Genomic DNA, 16,476 nt, shown 5'->3' with positions numbered 1-16,476 from the left:
TAAAAAAACAAAGAGTATACGAACTATTATTTATGGCCTGTATTTTAGTGCCATACTTTAATATATATGAAGCTACATTTTTTACTTGGAGTGTTGTTGTTCTAATCACGTTGCGAAAAAAATATAGCTTAACCATTGTGAAACAACTGGCATGTTTTTCGGCAATATTACTTATAGCTTTTATAGTTTGTCTTTTCGATTTTCCCAAACCTTTTGATTTTGCAAAAGATATAGCCTATATGCTCAAACCTATTTTAGGTTTATTAATAGGATATCAACTCTGTAAAGAATATTTTGATAATCCGTTTATTATTATATTAAGAACAGGTATTGTATTAGCTGTTTTTCATATGTTAAACATTGCCTATGCTTTTACTTTTTTACATATAAGAGATATGCCTACTTTACGTATGCATACCGGTTATTTTAGTGATTTTGAGGTTTATGCGATTATAATATTAATTTTCAGAAAACAGTTAGGTCTTGAAATATCATATAAAAAAGTAAAACTGTTTTTGCCTTTACTAATATTTTCTACGGCGCTTTATCTGGCTAGAAGTAACTTTATTCAGTTTGCTATTCTATATGTGGCAATGAAAGGATATTTTGTTGCAGACAGGCGATCACTTACAATACTTGCTTTATCTGTAATTATTTTAGGGGGTGGGTATACGGCTATATATTATTCTAATCCAAGCAGGACCAGAGGCGCTGAAGCATTTTTCTATAAGATTAAAAATGCGCCTAAGGAAGCATTTAAAACTCATGTTAATAAATATAACTGGAAAGATCTTAATGATAACTACCGCTCTTATGAAACAATAATGACTTATAAGCAGGTAACAGATGAAGGGCCTGCTACTATTGCTTTTGGTAAAGGATTAGGGTCAAAGACTGATTTACGAACAAAAATGTGGCTGCAAACCAGTTTTATGCGATTTATTCCGTTTTTACATAATGGCTTTACGACTGTTTTCTTAAAATCAGGATTAGCAGGGGTAATTTTATTGCTTGTTTCTATATTACTGCTTTTTAAAAATAAGCCTTTTGATAATTCTGTAATAACTAATATCAATCTTATAATAGTAGGTACAGGTGTTTATCTGTTTGTTTCTTACTGGGTGTTTTTAGGCTTTTATTTTATAGTAGATACTAAGGCCGTAATCTTTGGTTTTTTAGTGCGATACAGAGAAAATATAGCCAGGGCTGTAACAAACCGCATGCAATGAAAAATATCCTTGTAATACATCAGGCTGCAGAAATGTATGGGTCAGACAGAATGCTGTACCTCACTGTTACCGGACTGGATAAATCTAAATTCTTTCCGGTAGTGGTATTGCCACAGGAAGGCCCGCTTAAAACTGAGCTTGAAAAACAAGGGATAAAGGTAGTTGTTGCTCCGGTAGTTAAGGTTTACAGAAATATGTTTACCCCAAAAAACCTGTTAAGTTTTTCAAAGGACATAAAAAAAGGGATAGCGATTCTTGATAAGCTTAACGAGCAATATAAATTTGATATTGTTTATTCTAATACTCTTGCGGTATTGTTAGGAATGATGTATGCCCGGAAAAGAAAAATAAAACATGTTTGGCATGTGCATGAAATAATTGTACACCCTAAAATATTTGCTGAAGCTTATCCAAAGCTACTTGCCAAAAGAGCAGATGTTGTGATATGTAATTCGCAGGCAACGGAAAACAATCTTATAAAAAGGCAGCCGTCTTTAAGTAAAAAAACGGTTGTGGTGCATAACGGCCCTGCTGTATCAAAATCACAGCGGGAAGCTGCAACAAAAGAAGATTTCGGGTTTTCCCAGGAAGATATTATCATTACCCTCGTAGGCAGGATAAGCAGGCTTAAAGGACACAAATGGCTTTTAAACACATTTACTAATTACCTGCAAAAAACCAAAGCAAAACTACTTTTGGTTGGCTCTCCGGTGCCGGGACAGGAGTTTTATGAGGATGAGGTATATGAAATAGTGCAAACGGAAGGATTGGAAAACAAAGTAACTGTTTTACCGTTTACTAAAAGCCTTAAACAGGTTTGGGATGCTACTGATATTGCTGTTATGCCATCTACAGAGGCAGAGTCTTTCGGGTTGGTAGCCTTAGAAGCAATGCTGGCAAAAAAGCCGGTTGTAGCCTCTAATCATGGCGGAGTGATCGAGATAGTGGTAAACAATGAAACAGGCTATCTTATAGAGCCATCAAACGAAGGCGATTTTGCTGATGCTTTACTCAAGCTTATTAATAATGCAGATCTTAGAAAAGAATTTGGAGAAAAGGGATATGAAAGGGCAATGGCAGAATTTTCTCCTGAAAAATATATTGCGAATATATCCAGTATACTCGAGAGGTAGTTGCGACATTATTACCTTTTAACATAAGTTTTTAAAAAGGCCTATATTTGCACACCTAAAAACACACAATGAAAATAGCCATATTAGGTACAAGAGGGGTTCCCAATTACTACGGTGGTTTTGAACAGTTTGCAGAATACTTTTCGGCTTATCTGGCTGATAAGGGGCATGAAGTGTATGTATATAATTCGCATAATCACCCTTATCAGGAAAAATTTTTCAAAGGGGCTCATATTATCCATCAATACGATCCGGAATATAAGATGGGTACTTTCGGCCAGTTTATATATGACTATAATTGTATAATGGATTCCCGAAAGAGGAAATTTGACATTATACTTCAGTTGGGTTATACCAGTAGTTCGATATGGTTTTTCCTTTTACCAAAAAAGCCACTCATTATAAGTAATATGGATGGTTTAGAATGGAAACGCTCTAAATATTCGGCTCCGGTAAGACAGTTCTTAAAGTTTGCCGAAAGGCTGGCAGCAATAAGCAGTGATTATCTTATTGCCGACTCACTTGGAATACAAAAATCACTTAAAAAACGATACGGTAAAGAATCAGAATATATTGCCTATGGTGCTTACCCGTTTGAAAACCCAAATGAAGACCTTATAAAAGATTACTTTGTTGAGAAAGGGAATTACAATATGGTAATGGCCCGTTTTGAACCGGAAAACAATCTTGACATGGTGCTTGAGGGTGTTGTTAAAAGCGGAGATAAAACCCCTATTCTTGTAATAGGAAATCATGAAACCAAATATGGCGCTTATCTTAAAAATAAATTTGGGGCATACACGCACATTCGTTTTATGGGAGGCATTTATAATATTGAACACCTGGACAACCTAAGATATTTTTCTAATATTTATTTCCACGGACATTCGGTAGGAGGTACCAACCCTTCTTTATTGGAGGCAATGGCATCAAAAGCGTTTATTGTTGCTCATAATAACGATTTTAATAAAGGAGTTCTTAAAAACAATGCCTATTATTTCTCAAATCCTGAAGAAGTCGCAAATATTCTCAATACCTTAAAAAAAAGTGATAATTTGCAGCTCGTAGAGAATAATTATAAAGCAATTATAGAAGACTTTAACTGGGAAAAAATTAATGGAGACTATCTTCAATTCTTCGAAAAATGCCTTGCCAAAAAGTAAGAGGCCTGTAACAAACCCTAAAACGCTGGTTTTTTTAGCAGTAGCAGTATTGCTTACCATTCCGTTAAACTATGCATTTAGCAGTATAGCAGTTATACTTTTTACCCTTTATGCTTTGTTTACGGCAAAAAAAGAGGATTTTAGTTTTAATATAGCCTTATTAACGCCTGTAGCCCTGTTTTTGCTTATGGTGGCTTCCCTTCTTTGGTCTATAGATTTTAAAAGTACATTAAAGGCACTTTCTAAAGAGATTCCGCTGCTTATTATTCCTGTTGTTTTTTTTGTAATAAGGCTTTGGCCTAAACAACAGAAAGACATACTTAAATATTACAGTTGGGGAATGTTTACATATGCCCTTTTTTATATTGTTAGGGCATTTATAAAATATTTTGAAACGGGAGATACTAATGTTTTCTTTTATCATGAACTGGTAACAAAAGATGTAAATGCCATTTATGTATCGGTTTTCATGTCGGTTGCACTGTTTTATTTTGTAGCCAAAAGAGCAAAACGAAAATTCGATTACCTGTCACTGGTATTTCTTTTCGGTTTCATTTTTCTGTTGTCTTCTAAAAACATACTCCTTACAGATATTTTTCTGATTATCCTCTATTTCCTGTTTTGGTCTCCGGCTTCTAAAAAGACTAAATGGATATTTGCAGCAGTATTTGCAGTAGCTATAGTAATAGCAGGGTATTTCGGTAAAATAAAAGAAAGGGTTGAGGTAGAGCTTAAACCGGATACAGAGCAGGCAGTTCAGGATATGGGAACAAGGGCTGTTACCATAGCTCAGGCATGGAACAACGAAACCTTTTCACAAAACGACTATTTTAACGGAACTTCTTTCAGGGTTTATCAAATTAGAATTTTTACCGAAATGATGCAGGAAGATCCTGTTTTCTTTCAGGGTTACGGTCTTAATGCATCATTGGTTAAAGTGAAAGAAAAGGGTGATGAACATAATGTTTTTAAAGGAAACGAAACCCACAGGGGATATAACGGACTTAATTTTCACAATCAGTATGTTGAGGTTTTTGCCGATTTAGGTCTGTTTGGTTTTTTAATTTTAATTGCCATGATGTTGCTTAACCTTAAAAACGGTTTAAGCAATAAAGATTTTGTTCATATTGCTTTCGCAATTCTAATGATAGCCTTATTTTTGACCGAATCTTTTTTATGGAGGCAAAGGGGTGTTGTTTTCTTTACAGTACTGTATTGCCTTTTTAATAAAGAATTGTATTCCAGCGTTATAGAAAAAGAGAAAAGATGAAAAAAATACTTATTACGGGAGCTGCAGGTTTTTTAGGATCTCATCTTTGCGACAGGTTTATTAAGGAAGGCTATTTTGTAATAGGTATGGATAACCTGATTACGGGCGACCTTAAAAACATAGAGCATCTTTTCAAGCTTCCTAATTTTGAGTTTTATCATCATGATGTAACTAAGTTTGTAAACATTCCGGGCAATCTGGACTATATATTACATTTTGCTTCTCCTGCAAGCCCTATAGATTATTTAAAGATTCCTATTCAAACACTTAAGGTGGGTTCGTTAGGTACACATAACCTGTTAGGTTTGGCAAGGGTAAAAAAAGCAAGGATACTTATAGCTTCTACTTCAGAAGTATACGGAGACCCATTGGTACATCCTCAAAATGAAGATTACTACGGAAACGTAAATACTATTGGTCCAAGGGGAGTTTATGATGAAGCAAAACGTTTTCAGGAATCTATAACTATGGCTTACCACACTTTTCATGGTGTGGAAACAAGAATCGTAAGGATATTTAATACCTATGGCCCAAGAATGAGACTTAATGACGGAAGGGTAATACCTGCCTTTATAGGCCAGGCGTTAAGGGGTGAAGACCTTACTGTTTTTGGTGACGGTATGCAAACCAGGTCGTTTTGTTATGTAGACGATCAGGTAGAAGGTATTTTCAGGCTATTGCATTCTGACTATACTTATCCTGTTAATATTGGTAATCCCGATGAGATTACTATTAAAGACTTTGCCGAAGAAATTATAAAGCTTACAGGCACTACCCAAAAAATTATATACAAACCATTGCCTGTAAACGACCCGTTACAAAGGCAACCTGATATTACAAAGGCAAAAGAACTTTTAGGATGGGAACCTAAAGTAGGACGTGCAGAAGGTATGAAAATAACCTACGACTACTTTAAGTCGCTTAGCCACGAAGAATTATTAAAAGAAGAACACAAAGATTTTTCAGGATATATCTACTAAAAAACAATTATGTCCGGAAAGGGAAGATATTCTAAATACCTAAGGCCAATAAGCATATTTTTTGACGTATTGGTACTAACATTACTGTTTCCTTGTTTTTTTTGGGAACTGGGTATTAACGAATTTTATTTTGGCTTATATCAAATAGGGGCGTGGGCAGTAATATCCTATTTTTTTGGATTTTATGAGGTTTACCGTTTTACAAAACCTACCGAAATAATAGCAAAGCTGGTTAGGCAGGGCATTATATTTCTTTTGGTGGTAATTGCTTTCTTTCCATTCTCTAAGCAGGCAATATTTAGCGGGCAGGCAATAGCAAAATATCTTGTAACGGCTTTTTCACTTATTACCCTGTTTAAATTCCTTTTGTTTTACTACCTTAGGAAGTACAGAATAATGACAGGCAGCAATTACAGGAATGCTGTAATTGTGGGATACACTCCTGATGCCTTAAGGCTTAAAACCCTTTTTGAGGATAAAACGGAATATGGATACAAGTTCAAGGGCTTTTTTTCCGATAAGAAGCAAAACGAAAACATAACAGGAAAGATTTCGGAAATTGAGGCTTTTACGCTGGATAATAATATTGACGAGATATACTGTTCGCTTACTGAAATAACGAACCTGCAGTTAAAAAGGCTGGTTGAGTTTGCCGACATTAATGATAAGACATTAAAATTTATACCCGACACAAAGGAGATATTTGCAAAGAATCTTAAAATAGATTACTATGAGTTTTTCCCGGTACTTTCCTTAAGAAAGACACCGTTACATGAACCTGTGGCAAAGATTTTTAAAAGATTGTTTGATATAGTTTTCTCCGTGTTTGTATTTGTGTTTGTATTGTCGTGGTTAACACCATTACTGGCTATACTGATAAAACTGGAATCGCCGGGGCCTGTATTTTTTAAGCAGGGAAGGCCGGGTATAGATGAAAAGGAATTTTTTTGTTATAAGTTCAGGTCCATGCGACTTAACAAAACAACAGAAGAATCGGTTATTAAGAATGACCCAAGGGTAACAAGGATAGGTCGTTTTATAAGAAAAACAAGTCTTGACGAAATGCCACAATTCCTTAATGTACTTAAGGGCGAAATGAGTGTTGTGGGGCCAAGGCCTCATTTATGGGCACAAAATAACCTGTATAGTAAAAGCATTAAAAAATATCTTGTAAGACTGTATGTAAAGCCGGGTATTACCGGACTTGCACAGGTTAAGGGATACAGGGGAGAGATAAGTACCGATGAAGATATGATAAACAGAATTAAGTATGATGTTTTTTATATTGAGAACTGGTCACTTTTACTGGATTTAAAAATTATAGTACAAACGGTGGTAAATATCTTTAAGGGCGAGGAAAAAGCCTATTAGCATTTACCGCAATAATTATCAATTCATATGAATATTTTATTACTGGGATCTGGAGGAAGAGAGCACGCACTGGCCTGGAAAATGCTGCAAAGCCCGCAGTGTTCTAAATTATTTGTTGCACCTGGTAACGCAGGAACATCGGCTATTGCAAACAATGTAAACATAAGCCCAACTGATTTTGAAGCTGTAAAAAAATTAGTGCAGCAGGAAAGCATAGGGATGGTAGTAGTTGGTCCCGAAGACCCGTTGGTAAAAGGAATATATGATTATTTTAAGAACGACGAGGCTTTAAAAAATATTCCGGTTATAGGACCTTCTAAGCATGGTGCCGAACTAGAGGGAAGTAAAGAGTTTGCTAAAAAATTCTTAGTTAAGAATAATATACCTACAGCTGCTTATGAGAGCTTTACAAAAGAGACCGTTGAGCAGGGATGTGAATTCCTTACTACGCTAAAGGCTCCTTATGTATTAAAAGCAGACGGACTTGCAGCCGGTAAAGGGGTGCTTATATTAAACGATCTTGCCGAAGCACAACAGGAGCTTAGAAATATGCTTGTTGATGCTAAATTCGGGCAGGCGAGTACTAAAGTTGTAATTGAAGAATTTTTAGACGGCATAGAGCTTAGCTGCTTTGTTTTAACCGATGGAGAGAGCTATAAGCTATTACCTATGGCTAAAGACTACAAACGTATTGGAGAAGGCGATACAGGTCTTAATACGGGCGGTATGGGAGCAGTTTCTCCGGTTCCTTTTGCTGATGCCGGGTTTTTAGAGAAAATAGAAACTAGAATCGTTAAACCCACAATACAGGGACTTAAAAACGACAATATAGAATACAAAGGATTTGTATTTATCGGTCTTATAAAAGTAGGTAACGATCCGTTTGTTATTGAGTATAATGTAAGGATGGGCGACCCGGAAACAGAGGTTGTTATACCAAGAATCAAGTCAGACCTTGTTGAGGCCTTTAAAGCATTATCTAATGGTACGCTGGCACAAACTGCTTTTGAAATAGACGAAAGAAGTGCAGCAACTATTATGATGGTTTCGGGAGGATATCCTGAGGATTATGAAAAAGGTAAAGTAATAACAGGCCTTGATAAAGTAGAGGGTTCTATTGTTTTCCATGCCGGGACTAAAGATGATAACGGATCTGTGGTAACAAATGGTGGCCGTGTACTGGCTGTAACCTCATATGGTGTAGATTACAAAGAGGCCATAAAAAAATCTTATCAAAACATAGACAAGCTAAATTTTGATAAGATGTATTTTAGAAAAGATATCGGTTTCGATCTAGGATAAGAAAGAGTGTGCTGTGGTATCCTGGTTATCGTCGTTATTAGCTTTGAAAACTTTCAATTGCTTAATCCAGTACCAGGTTGCCGCGCAGCATATAATGATAAAAATCCATGTAATTATATTAGCTGTCCACCAGTTCTTAAGCTCTAGAGCTCTAAAAAAGTCAAGTGGTGCAAATAGTATGTGTACAAATAGGTAATCTATTCCTTCAAAAAATGCTCTCATTTTTAAACAAGTATTATATTTACAATCACAAAAGTATAAAATATTCACATGCTGGCAAGTGTTTTTAATAAATCGAGGCCGATAAATTATGCTTTAATTGGTGTGCTGTTAGTTTTTTTCTATTTCGCATACCTTTTTAAGGACACTTACTGGACAGAATATTACTATATGATATTCGAAAAAGTAGGTCTTTTTCTGCTATTGGCTTTTTCGGTTTTCCTTGTAAATTTTATTACGCGAAGAAATACCCTAAGTAAGGACAATACGTATGCTATGTTCCTGTTTATGATGTTTTTAGTGTTGTTTCCTACTATATTGGTAAACACTAAAATCATTATATCAAACTTCTTTTTATTGCTTGCTTTAAGGCGACTGATTTCGTTACAATCACTTATTACTCCAAAGGAAAAAATATTTGATGCCTCTTTCTGGATATTTGCTGCGGCACTATTTCATTTTTGGTGTATTATTTATATTATACTGGTATTTATATCCATTATTTTCCACGTTTCGAGAGATTATCGCAATTGGATCATACCTTTTATCGCCTTTTTTGCTATGGTCTCTATGTATGCCATGGTCGTTTTACTTTTTGGTAACGAATTGTTTTATGACCTGTATGCCGAAATGAGAATTAGTTTTGACTTTACTTATTTTGAAAATGTATATCAAAATATTGCACTGGCAGTATTTTCATCCATTGCAATTTTATTTGCGGTGGCGCAGATAGGTATGCTGTCGTCAAAACCCCTTAACCTGCATTCGTCTTATAAAAAGGTAGTATTCTCTTTTCTTATAGGTGTGGGTATTTATGTACTTTCTGCCGATAAGAACAACAGTTTCCTTGCCTTTACTTTTGCACCGCTTGCAATTATGGGAGCAAACTTTATGGAAAGTCAAAAAGTTAAGTGGGTAAAGGAAAGTATAATGGCATTAATAGTGATAATTACAATGTTCCTGTTTTTCTCACAATTATAATCGGTTACCGTAAGCCAGGTCTCCGGCATCTCCAAGTCCGGGAACAATATATTTGTGTTCGTTAAGGCGTTCGTCAGTATCGGCAATCCATAAATGGCAATTATCGGGAAGTGTAGTTTTTAGATGTTCAATCCCTTCGGGAGCAGCAATAACTACAGCGATATGAATTTCTTTAGGAGTTTGGTTTACCATAAGGTTTTTAAACACGGCTTCAAGCGATAGGCCGGTCGCCAGCATAGGGTCGGCCAATATCAGGGTTTTTCCATTTAAGTCCGGTACAGCCTGATACTTTGTTTGTATAATAAAGTAATCATCATTGTTAGGGTGATAGCGATATGCCGAAATAAAGCCACTCTCTGCAGCATCAAAAAAATTAAGCAATCCGTTATGCAGGGTAAGCCCGGCCCGTAATATTGAGCAAACTACTATACCGTTTTTAATAAGTGAAGTGCTCTTTGTACTTAAAGGTGTAGTAATTTCCATAGGGATATATTCCAAAGTTTTGCTTATTTCAAAAGCCATTATCTCCCCTATCCGTTCAATGTTTTTCCTGAAACGCATGTTATCCTTCTGGATATTTACATCACGAATTTGTGCCAGAAAATGGTTAAGCACACTGTTATTTTCTGATAAATTATGAATATGCATGGCTTTTCAATTAGTATTAGCAGGTTAAAAGTATTAAAACTATATTTGTAAAATAAAATTTAACCCTATGTTTTCTAAAATAGCATTCCCGGTTTTTGAACAGAGTATCAACGATTACCATCAGTTTGATAATGTAGATCAGCCGATAAATAATCCTTTCAGCAAGGATAAAATAGAACATTTACTATATGCCAAAAACTGGATTGATACAGTACAGTGGCACTTTGAAGATATTATCCGTAATCCTGAAATTGATCCTGTTGAGGCACTTGCCCTAAAAAGAAGAATTGATGCTTCTAACCAGGAAAGAACTGATATGGTGGAATATATAGACAGCTATTTTTTACAGAAATATCAGGATGTTACGCCTAAGGAAAATGCAAAAATAAACTCTGAGAGTCCGGCTTGGGCTATAGACAGGCTTTCTATCCTTGCCCTTAAAATTTACCACATGCAGGAAGAGGCTACCCGTGAAGGAGCATCTCCTGAGCACAGGGCTAAATGTCAGGAAAAACTAAACGTACTTTTAGAGCAGAAAAAAGACTTATCTACTTCTATAGATGATCTTTTAACTGATATTGAAAACGGTGACAAATTCATGAAGGTGTACAAACAGATGAAAATGTACAACGACGAAGAATTAAATCCTGTTTTATACCAAAACAAAAAATAAAACCTGCACATGGCGGGTATAAAGCATATACTTGTAATAAGGCTCTCTGCAATGGGTGATGTCGCTATGACTGTACCAGTGCTGAGAGCCTTAGCTTTACAACACCCTGAGGTAAAGCTAACCGTACTTTCAAGAGGCTTTTTTAAGCCTTTTTTTGAGGGCATCCCTAATATTTCTTTTTATGAGGCCGATGTAAACGGAAAACACAAAGGCTTTGGCGGACTGTTTAAACTGTACCGAGAACTTAAAAAACTGGATATAGATGCCGTAGCCGATTTGCATAATGTACTGCGCTCTAAAATAGTAACCAGGCTATTTGCCCTTTCCGGCAAAAAGACAGCAACTACAGATAAGGCACGCAAAGAGAAAAAAGCGCTTACCCGTGCGGAAAATAAAATATTTAAACCGCTTACCCCTATAGTACAAAGGCATGCCGAAACATTTCGTCAACTGGGTTTTACTATTGACATGAGTGTTCCTGTATTTCCGGAAAAGCAGAGCCTTACACAGGATGTATTAGCTGTTACAGGTGCTAAAACGGAAAAATGGATAGGTATTGCTCCTTTTGCACAGCATGAAGGGAAAGTATATCCTGAAGATTTAATGCAGGAGGTTATTAACCTGTTAGCTCAAAATAAAGCCAATAAGATATTCCTTTTTGGAGGAGGGACCAAAGAAATCGAAGTGCTTAACCGGTTTGCTAATACTATTAGCAATGTTGTGGTAGTGGCAGGAAAACTAAAGCTAACACAGGAATTACAGCTTATAAGCAACCTTGATGTGATGTTAAGTATGGATAGTGGTAATGCCCACATGGCTGCCATGTTAGGAGTAAATACGGTTACACTTTGGGGGGCCACACATCCTTATGCTGGTTTTGCACCGTTTAATCAACCTGAGGAAAATCTGTTGGTATCCGACAGGGAAAAATATCCGTTACTTCCTACTTCAATTTACGGGAATAAAAAGGTTGAAGGATATGAAGACGTTATGAGAACTATAGCACCTGAAGGCGTGGTAAAGAGAATAAACGAAATACTTAATAAATAAAAAAAGGATGCTTTTAGCATCCTTTTTTGTTTCTATAATGAGACGATTAAACGTCGTCAAAATCAATATAAATTTCAGAAGATGTTGGGTGTGCCTGGCAGGTAAGTGTTAATCCTTCCGCTATTTCGCCATCGGTAAGAATAGCATTCTTTTTCATTTCGGCAGTACCATTAGTAATTCTTCCCATACAGCTGCTGCATATACCGCCCTGACAAGAGTAAGGAGCATCTATACCCTGTTTAAGTGCAGCATCAAGAATGGTCATCTTTTGAGACATAACAAATGTGGTTTCCTCATCATCAACAAGGATAGTTATTTTAGTTTGTCCGTCAAGATTATCGTCAATTTTCTTTTCTGCAATAGGGGTAGAGAAAAGCTCAAACTTAATGCTCTTTTCAGGAACATTATTTTCTTTAAGCACTTCGCTTACCGTTTTAATCATCTCTTCCGGTCCGCACAGGTAAAACTTAGCAAACTCCTTTTCCTTATGCTTGTTCTTCACTACAAAGTTTACGGCAGCACGGTCTATTCTTCCAAAAAGGGAATCCTCTGCTCTTGCCTGGCTGTAAACAAACTGGATAAAGAAACGGCCCACATGTTTTTGCTCTAGCTCGTGTAAGTAGTCGTGGAAAATGGTTTCATCGGGAGTTTTGTTACCGTACACCAGTACAAACGTACTTTCAGGCTCATTTTCCAATACCGAATGGATAATGGAAAGTATAGGAGTAATACCACTACCCGCTGCAAAAGCAGCATAGTTACGTTGGCGGTCGCTTTTGGGTTCAAAAGTAAATTTGCCTTCAGGCACGCCTACTTCCATTGTATCCCCAACAGATAGTTTTTCGTTTGCAAAAACAGAAAAACCACCATTTTTAACCGCTTTAATGGCTACTCTCAGCTCATTTCCGTTTGGAGAAGAGCAAATTGAATATGCTTTTCTTACTTCTTCGCCGTTATAGTGTGTTTTGATGTTAATATACTGGCCTGCAATAAATTTGTATTCGTCTTTTAGATTAGCAGGAATTTCAAATGCAATTGAAACCGCGTTAGGAGTTTCTCTCCTTATGTCTTTTATTGTAAGTGAGTGAAATGTTGACATACTTTGTATTTTACCTGCAAAAATAAGGAATCCTGTAAAGGAAATAAAGCAATAGCTTTAAAATAAACATACATAAAAATTTTATGCATAAGATATTTATGTATTATATTTGCGCTATAAATCTGCACAATGAAAAACTCCCAACTATATAAGGGCAGCCTTACGACTATAATTATGAAACTGCTGGAAGAAAACGGCAGGATGTACGGCTATGAAATTACCCAAAAGGTAAAGGCACTCACTAATGGCGAGCTGAATATAACCGAAGGTGCATTATATCCGGCATTGCATAAGCTTGAAGGAGAAGGTTTTCTTGATGTGGAAGTGGAGAAAGCAGGCAACAGGTTACGCAAGTATTACAAGCTTACCGAAAACGGCCAGAAAGAGACCGTTAACCGCCTGGCAGAACTCGAGGAATTTATAAAGAATATGCAAAGTCTGGTTAATTCAAAAATTAATCCCGAAGTACAATTTTAATTATGAAACTAACTGATTCAGAAATAAAATTTATAGATAATTATCTAAAAACCTCTGGTGTGGAGTATTTGGATATACGTTATGAAATGACTGACCATGTTGCGACAGCTCTTGAAGAAAAGGAAGGAGATTTTTATGATGAGTTTAAGGGCTATATGGTTTTACATAAAAAAGAGCTTTTGGAGTCTAACAATAAATTTTCAAGAATTGCCAGAAACAAAGCCTTTAAACTACTGTTTGATAATTTACTAAGCGTTAAGGGTTTGCTTATTACAGGAACTTTATTTGGACTATCATTTTTTAGTGTTTAATCATATGAATTTTGAAAAAATCACTTATGTTTTTAATTTAATATATCTTGTTTTAATACTGGGAATAACAGGATTTCATATTTATCATAAACTGGTAAAAAAGGAGAAACTTTGGTCGGGTACTCATAAGTTAATGGAGGCGGTGAGTTTTATAATGTATTGTGGAATATATTCGGGGATGCATATCTTTAAAACTCCTAAACAGCCAGAAAATAATTTTTATTTTATTTTTTATAAATGTGTTATAGTGTCTATTGTTATTATGACACTAATTACGTCAAGGCAATTGATGAAAAAATACAAACTGAGATATGAAGGATGATGAGATAAAAAAAATTTCTGATGAAGAGGTTGAGAAACTGTATGACTTTACAAAAAAACATTTTGTATACTACTATGACCTGCAGGTTGAACTGGTAGACCACTTGGCAAATGCCATAGAAGAAAAGTGGGGAGAACAGCCACAACTTTCTTTTGATGATGTATTAAAAGCCGAGTTTAAGAAGTTTGGCATATTTGGTTTTACAGGTATAGTTGAAAAAAGACAACTGGCGCTTCAAAAAAAATACAATAAGATTTTATGGGGATATTTTAAGGAGTTTTTCAAACTGCCTAAAATAATGCTTACCCTGGCACTAATACTCTTTCTGGTAAAAGCAATGCAGTATATACACCCGATAACAGGAGGTGTTTTGGCTTTAGCAATACTGTTGTTTAGTATTGTACGTTTTTTTGTGCTTAACAGGCAGTATAATAAAAAAGTAAAGAAAACAGGCCGCCGCTGGATGCTTGAAGAAACTATTTTCCGTTGCGGAGGTATCTCGTTTATTGTTTTTATACCCTATAATTTTATTCAGTCTTTATTTAAAGATGAATATACTGTAACAGCACAATGGATTATGGCAACAGCAATAGTATTGTTTGCGCTTTATGAGTATATCATACTTTATGTAATTATTTCTAAGGCAGAAAAGCTCCTTAATGATACCTATCCGGAGTATGCTGTATTAAAGCATAATTAAAAAGTGTAACATTTCGGTTAGTTTTACTACATATAAATAACAAACCAAAATAACATAATGATGTTTAGAAAATTACTGAGCCTGGAATGGAAAGCATTCTTAAGGTCTAAGTCCTTTGCCGGAAACGTAGCTATAAAAGTATTTATGGCTATTGGGGCAATATATTTTACACTTGTATTTCTTGCACTTGGCTTTTTTAGCTTTAATATGATTAAAGATAGCGGCTTGGCTTCAGATCCTTTAGAGCTTATAAGTAAATACCTTATTTACTATATTGTTTTTGATTTGGTTATAAGGCTTTTTTTCCAAAAAATACCTGTAATAAACATAAGGCCATTATTACCGCTTCCAGTAAAGCGAAGCACTATCGTGAATTTTGCATTGGGAAAAACCATGGTTTCTTTCTTCAATATAATGCATGCTTTCTTCTTTGTGCCTTTTTCAATAAAACTTCTGGTTGAAGGTTATGATCCTCTTCATGTTGTGTTTTGGCACATAAGTATGCTGGCTATTATATACAGTAATAATTTCCTTAATTTATTGCTTAACAATAAAGACGGCCTGTTTGCCATCTTTATAGGATTGATACTGGCATTTGGAGGCCTTCAGTACTTCGGCATATTTGATTTAACCGATTATACGGGGCCTGTTTTTCATGCACTGTATACAACAGGATATGCTTTTGTTATTCCGGTATTTATAGTAGTTGGATTGTGGATTGCTACCTATAAATATTTTTATAAGAACCTGTATCTTGATGCCGGACTTACAAGCAAGCATGAGGAAGCAAAAACAGAGGAGTATACATGGCTTAATCAGTTTGGTACATTGGGTACCTTCCTTAAAAATGACATTAAGCTTATCCGCAGGAATAAAAGATCTAAAACTACGGTGTTTATTAGTATTGTTTTCCTGTTTTACGGAATGTTGTTTTTTACCGGTGCTTTAGAAATGTATGACACGCCAATATGGAAAATGTTTGCTGCCATATTTGTAAGTGGTGGTTTCCTGTTCACCTTTGGGCAGTTTGTACCAAGCTGGGACAGTGCTTACTATCCTCTTATGATGAGCCAGAATATACAATACAAAGAATATATAGCATCAAAATGGTGGCTCATAGTTATAGGTACATTGGTTTCGGCAATTATAAGTTCTTTTTACCTGTATTTTGGTTGGGAGGTATACATACTTATACTTATTGGAGCAGTATATAATATAGGTGTAAACTCTTATCTGGTACTTTTAGGCGGGGCGTTTATAAAAACACCTATAGACCTTGCTTCAAGCAAACAGGCTTTTGGTGATAAGAAAGCTTTTAACCTTAAGGTTTTCCTTATTTCAATGCCTAAGCTTGTATTACCATTAATACTTTACGGGATAGGCTATTATTTTTATAGCCCTGAGGCAGGATACGCTTTAGTAGTTTTGGCGGGTATACTGGGCTTTGCTTTCAGGAATAAAGTATTCGCTTTAATTGAGCGTATCTACAAGTCAGAGAAATATGATACGCTTGAAGCATATAAACAAAAAAACTAATCAATCAAAAAA

Annotated in this window: 17 protein-coding genes; 14 read left to right on the top strand and 3 right to left on the bottom strand. The window is 35.6% G+C overall.

The features are described 5' to 3' along the window. The first annotated feature begins 137 nt into the window (after positions 1-137). The 7 genes from NU09_RS07045 to purD all read left to right on the top strand — a co-directional run bounded on the left by NU09_RS07045 (position 138) and on the right by purD (position 8,448). Entirely contained in the window at positions 138-1,229 is a 1,092-nt protein-coding gene (locus NU09_RS07045; RefSeq protein ID WP_129750568.1) for a hypothetical protein, read from the top strand. Then, complete coding sequence (locus NU09_RS07040; RefSeq protein ID WP_129750567.1) at positions 1,226-2,362, top strand: glycosyltransferase family 4 protein; 1,137 nt, start codon at positions 1,226-1,228, stop codon at positions 2,360-2,362. Before NU09_RS07045 ends, NU09_RS07040 begins: the two co-directional genes overlap by 4 nt. Positions 2,363-2,430: 68 nt before the next feature. Next, positions 2,431-3,525: a DUF1972 domain-containing protein gene (locus tag NU09_RS07035; protein ID WP_129750566.1), complete on the top strand. Its 1,095-nt coding sequence runs from the start codon at positions 2,431-2,433 to the stop codon at positions 3,523-3,525. Then, a complete protein-coding gene (locus tag NU09_RS07030; RefSeq protein WP_129750565.1) occupies positions 3,479-4,795 on the top strand; it encodes an O-antigen ligase family protein in 1,317 nt (438 codons plus the stop codon). The genes NU09_RS07035 and NU09_RS07030 overlap by 47 nt, the downstream gene beginning before the upstream one ends. Further along, positions 4,792-5,775, top strand: a complete 984-nt coding sequence (locus NU09_RS07025; RefSeq protein WP_129750564.1) for a UDP-glucuronic acid decarboxylase family protein — start codon at positions 4,792-4,794, stop codon at positions 5,773-5,775. Before NU09_RS07030 ends, NU09_RS07025 begins: the two co-directional genes overlap by 4 nt. Positions 5,776-5,784: 9 nt before the next feature. Then, positions 5,785-7,146, top strand: coding sequence for an undecaprenyl-phosphate glucose phosphotransferase (locus tag NU09_RS07020; RefSeq protein ID WP_129750563.1), 1,362 nt, complete (start codon positions 5,785-5,787; stop codon positions 7,144-7,146). A 27-nt stretch (positions 7,147-7,173) separates the two neighbouring features. Beyond that, entirely contained in the window at positions 7,174-8,448 is a 1,275-nt protein-coding gene (gene purD, locus NU09_RS07015; protein WP_129750562.1) for a phosphoribosylamine--glycine ligase, read from the top strand. Here the strand turns inward: purD and NU09_RS07010 are convergent. Beyond that, complete coding sequence (locus NU09_RS07010) at positions 8,440-8,670, bottom strand: DUF6341 family protein (RefSeq protein WP_129750561.1); 231 nt, start codon at positions 8,668-8,670, stop codon at positions 8,440-8,442. The two genes, purD and NU09_RS07010, sit on opposite strands and share 9 nt — an antisense overlap. 168 nt (positions 8,671-8,838) lie before the next feature. Here NU09_RS07010 and NU09_RS07005 point away from each other — a divergent pair, with 168 nt between their 5' ends. Next, positions 8,839-9,648, top strand: a complete 810-nt coding sequence (locus NU09_RS07005) for a DUF6427 family protein (RefSeq protein WP_410501053.1) — start codon at positions 8,839-8,841, stop codon at positions 9,646-9,648. On the opposite strand, the gene upp is transcribed toward NU09_RS07005, so the two are convergent. Continuing rightward, the gene (gene upp, locus NU09_RS07000) at positions 9,643-10,296 is read right to left on the bottom strand and encodes a uracil phosphoribosyltransferase (RefSeq protein WP_129750559.1); all 654 of its coding nucleotides are present in this window, start codon (positions 10,294-10,296) and stop codon (positions 9,643-9,645) included. The genes NU09_RS07005 and upp overlap by 6 nt on opposite strands. A gap of 67 nt (positions 10,297-10,363) precedes the next feature. Between upp and NU09_RS06995 the strand changes: the two genes are divergently transcribed. Together NU09_RS06995 and NU09_RS06990 are read left to right on the top strand one after the other, a co-directional pair. Continuing rightward, positions 10,364-10,969: a DUF4254 domain-containing protein gene (locus NU09_RS06995; RefSeq protein WP_129750558.1), complete on the top strand. Its 606-nt coding sequence runs from the start codon at positions 10,364-10,366 to the stop codon at positions 10,967-10,969. A 9-nt stretch (positions 10,970-10,978) separates the two neighbouring features. Next, on the top strand, positions 10,979-12,019 hold the full coding sequence (locus NU09_RS06990) for a glycosyltransferase family 9 protein (RefSeq protein WP_129750557.1): 1,041 nt from the start codon (positions 10,979-10,981) through the stop codon (positions 12,017-12,019). Between the two features lie 46 nt (positions 12,020-12,065). On the opposite strand, the gene NU09_RS06985 is transcribed toward NU09_RS06990, so the two are convergent. Beyond that, entirely contained in the window at positions 12,066-13,118 is a 1,053-nt protein-coding gene (locus NU09_RS06985; protein WP_129750556.1) for a ferredoxin--NADP reductase, read from the bottom strand. A gap of 129 nt (positions 13,119-13,247) precedes the next feature. Here NU09_RS06985 and NU09_RS06980 point away from each other — a divergent pair, with 129 nt between their 5' ends. The 4 genes from NU09_RS06980 to NU09_RS06965 all read left to right on the top strand — a co-directional run bounded on the left by NU09_RS06980 (position 13,248) and on the right by NU09_RS06965 (position 16,464). Then, positions 13,248-13,595, top strand: a complete 348-nt coding sequence (locus NU09_RS06980) for a PadR family transcriptional regulator (protein ID WP_129750555.1) — start codon at positions 13,248-13,250, stop codon at positions 13,593-13,595. Positions 13,596-13,597: 2 nt separating this feature from the next. Further along, positions 13,598-13,906, top strand: a complete 309-nt coding sequence (locus NU09_RS06975; RefSeq protein WP_129750554.1) for a hypothetical protein — start codon at positions 13,598-13,600, stop codon at positions 13,904-13,906. A gap of 311 nt (positions 13,907-14,217) precedes the next feature. Further along, the gene (locus NU09_RS06970) at positions 14,218-14,928 is read left to right on the top strand and encodes a hypothetical protein (RefSeq protein WP_129750553.1); all 711 of its coding nucleotides are present in this window, start codon (positions 14,218-14,220) and stop codon (positions 14,926-14,928) included. A 60-nt stretch (positions 14,929-14,988) separates the two neighbouring features. Next, positions 14,989-16,464 (top strand): DUF5687 family protein, encoded by a 1,476-nt coding sequence (locus NU09_RS06965; RefSeq protein WP_129750651.1) that lies wholly within the window; start codon positions 14,989-14,991, stop codon positions 16,462-16,464. Positions 16,465-16,476: the final 12 nt, after the last annotated feature.

The sequence above is a fragment of the Flavobacterium beibuense genome, assembly GCF_004151245.1.
GTDB lineage: Bacteria > Bacteroidota > Bacteroidia > Flavobacteriales > Flavobacteriaceae > Flavobacterium > Flavobacterium beibuense_A.
This window is presented reverse-complemented; position numbering and strand designations above follow the sequence as displayed.

Bases quoted from the DNA above. Each gene is read 5' to 3' on its own strand.
- NU09_RS07005 (WP_410501053.1), top strand. From the start codon at position 8,839: ATGATATTCGAAAAAGTAGGTCTTTTTCTGCTATTGGCTTTTTCGGTT.
- NU09_RS07040 (WP_129750567.1), top strand. From the start codon at position 1,226: ATGAAAAATATCCTTGTAATACATCAGGCTGCAGAAATGTATGGGTCA.
- NU09_RS06965 (WP_129750651.1), top strand. From the start codon at position 14,989: ATGTTTAGAAAATTACTGAGCCTGGAATGGAAAGCATTCTTAAGGTCT.
- NU09_RS06980 (WP_129750555.1), top strand. From the start codon at position 13,248: ATGAAAAACTCCCAACTATATAAGGGCAGCCTTACGACTATAATTATG.
- NU09_RS07025 (WP_129750564.1), top strand. From the start codon at position 4,792: ATGAAAAAAATACTTATTACGGGAGCTGCAGGTTTTTTAGGATCTCAT.
- NU09_RS06990 (WP_129750557.1), top strand. From the start codon at position 10,979: ATGGCGGGTATAAAGCATATACTTGTAATAAGGCTCTCTGCAATGGGT.
- purD (WP_129750562.1), top strand. From the start codon at position 7,174: ATGAATATTTTATTACTGGGATCTGGAGGAAGAGAGCACGCACTGGCC.
- upp (WP_129750559.1), bottom strand. From the start codon at position 10,296: ATGCATATTCATAATTTATCAGAAAATAACAGTGTGCTTAACCATTTT.
- NU09_RS07020 (WP_129750563.1), top strand. From the start codon at position 5,785: ATGTCCGGAAAGGGAAGATATTCTAAATACCTAAGGCCAATAAGCATA.
- NU09_RS07030 (WP_129750565.1), top strand. From the start codon at position 3,479: ATGGAGACTATCTTCAATTCTTCGAAAAATGCCTTGCCAAAAAGTAAG.
- NU09_RS07010 (WP_129750561.1), bottom strand. From the start codon at position 8,670: ATGAGAGCATTTTTTGAAGGAATAGATTACCTATTTGTACACATACTA.
- NU09_RS07035 (WP_129750566.1), top strand. From the start codon at position 2,431: ATGAAAATAGCCATATTAGGTACAAGAGGGGTTCCCAATTACTACGGT.
- NU09_RS06970 (WP_129750553.1), top strand. From the start codon at position 14,218: ATGAAGGATGATGAGATAAAAAAAATTTCTGATGAAGAGGTTGAGAAA.
- NU09_RS06975 (WP_129750554.1), top strand. From the start codon at position 13,598: ATGAAACTAACTGATTCAGAAATAAAATTTATAGATAATTATCTAAAA.
- NU09_RS06995 (WP_129750558.1), top strand. From the start codon at position 10,364: ATGTTTTCTAAAATAGCATTCCCGGTTTTTGAACAGAGTATCAACGAT.
- NU09_RS06985 (WP_129750556.1), bottom strand. From the start codon at position 13,118: ATGTCAACATTTCACTCACTTACAATAAAAGACATAAGGAGAGAAACT.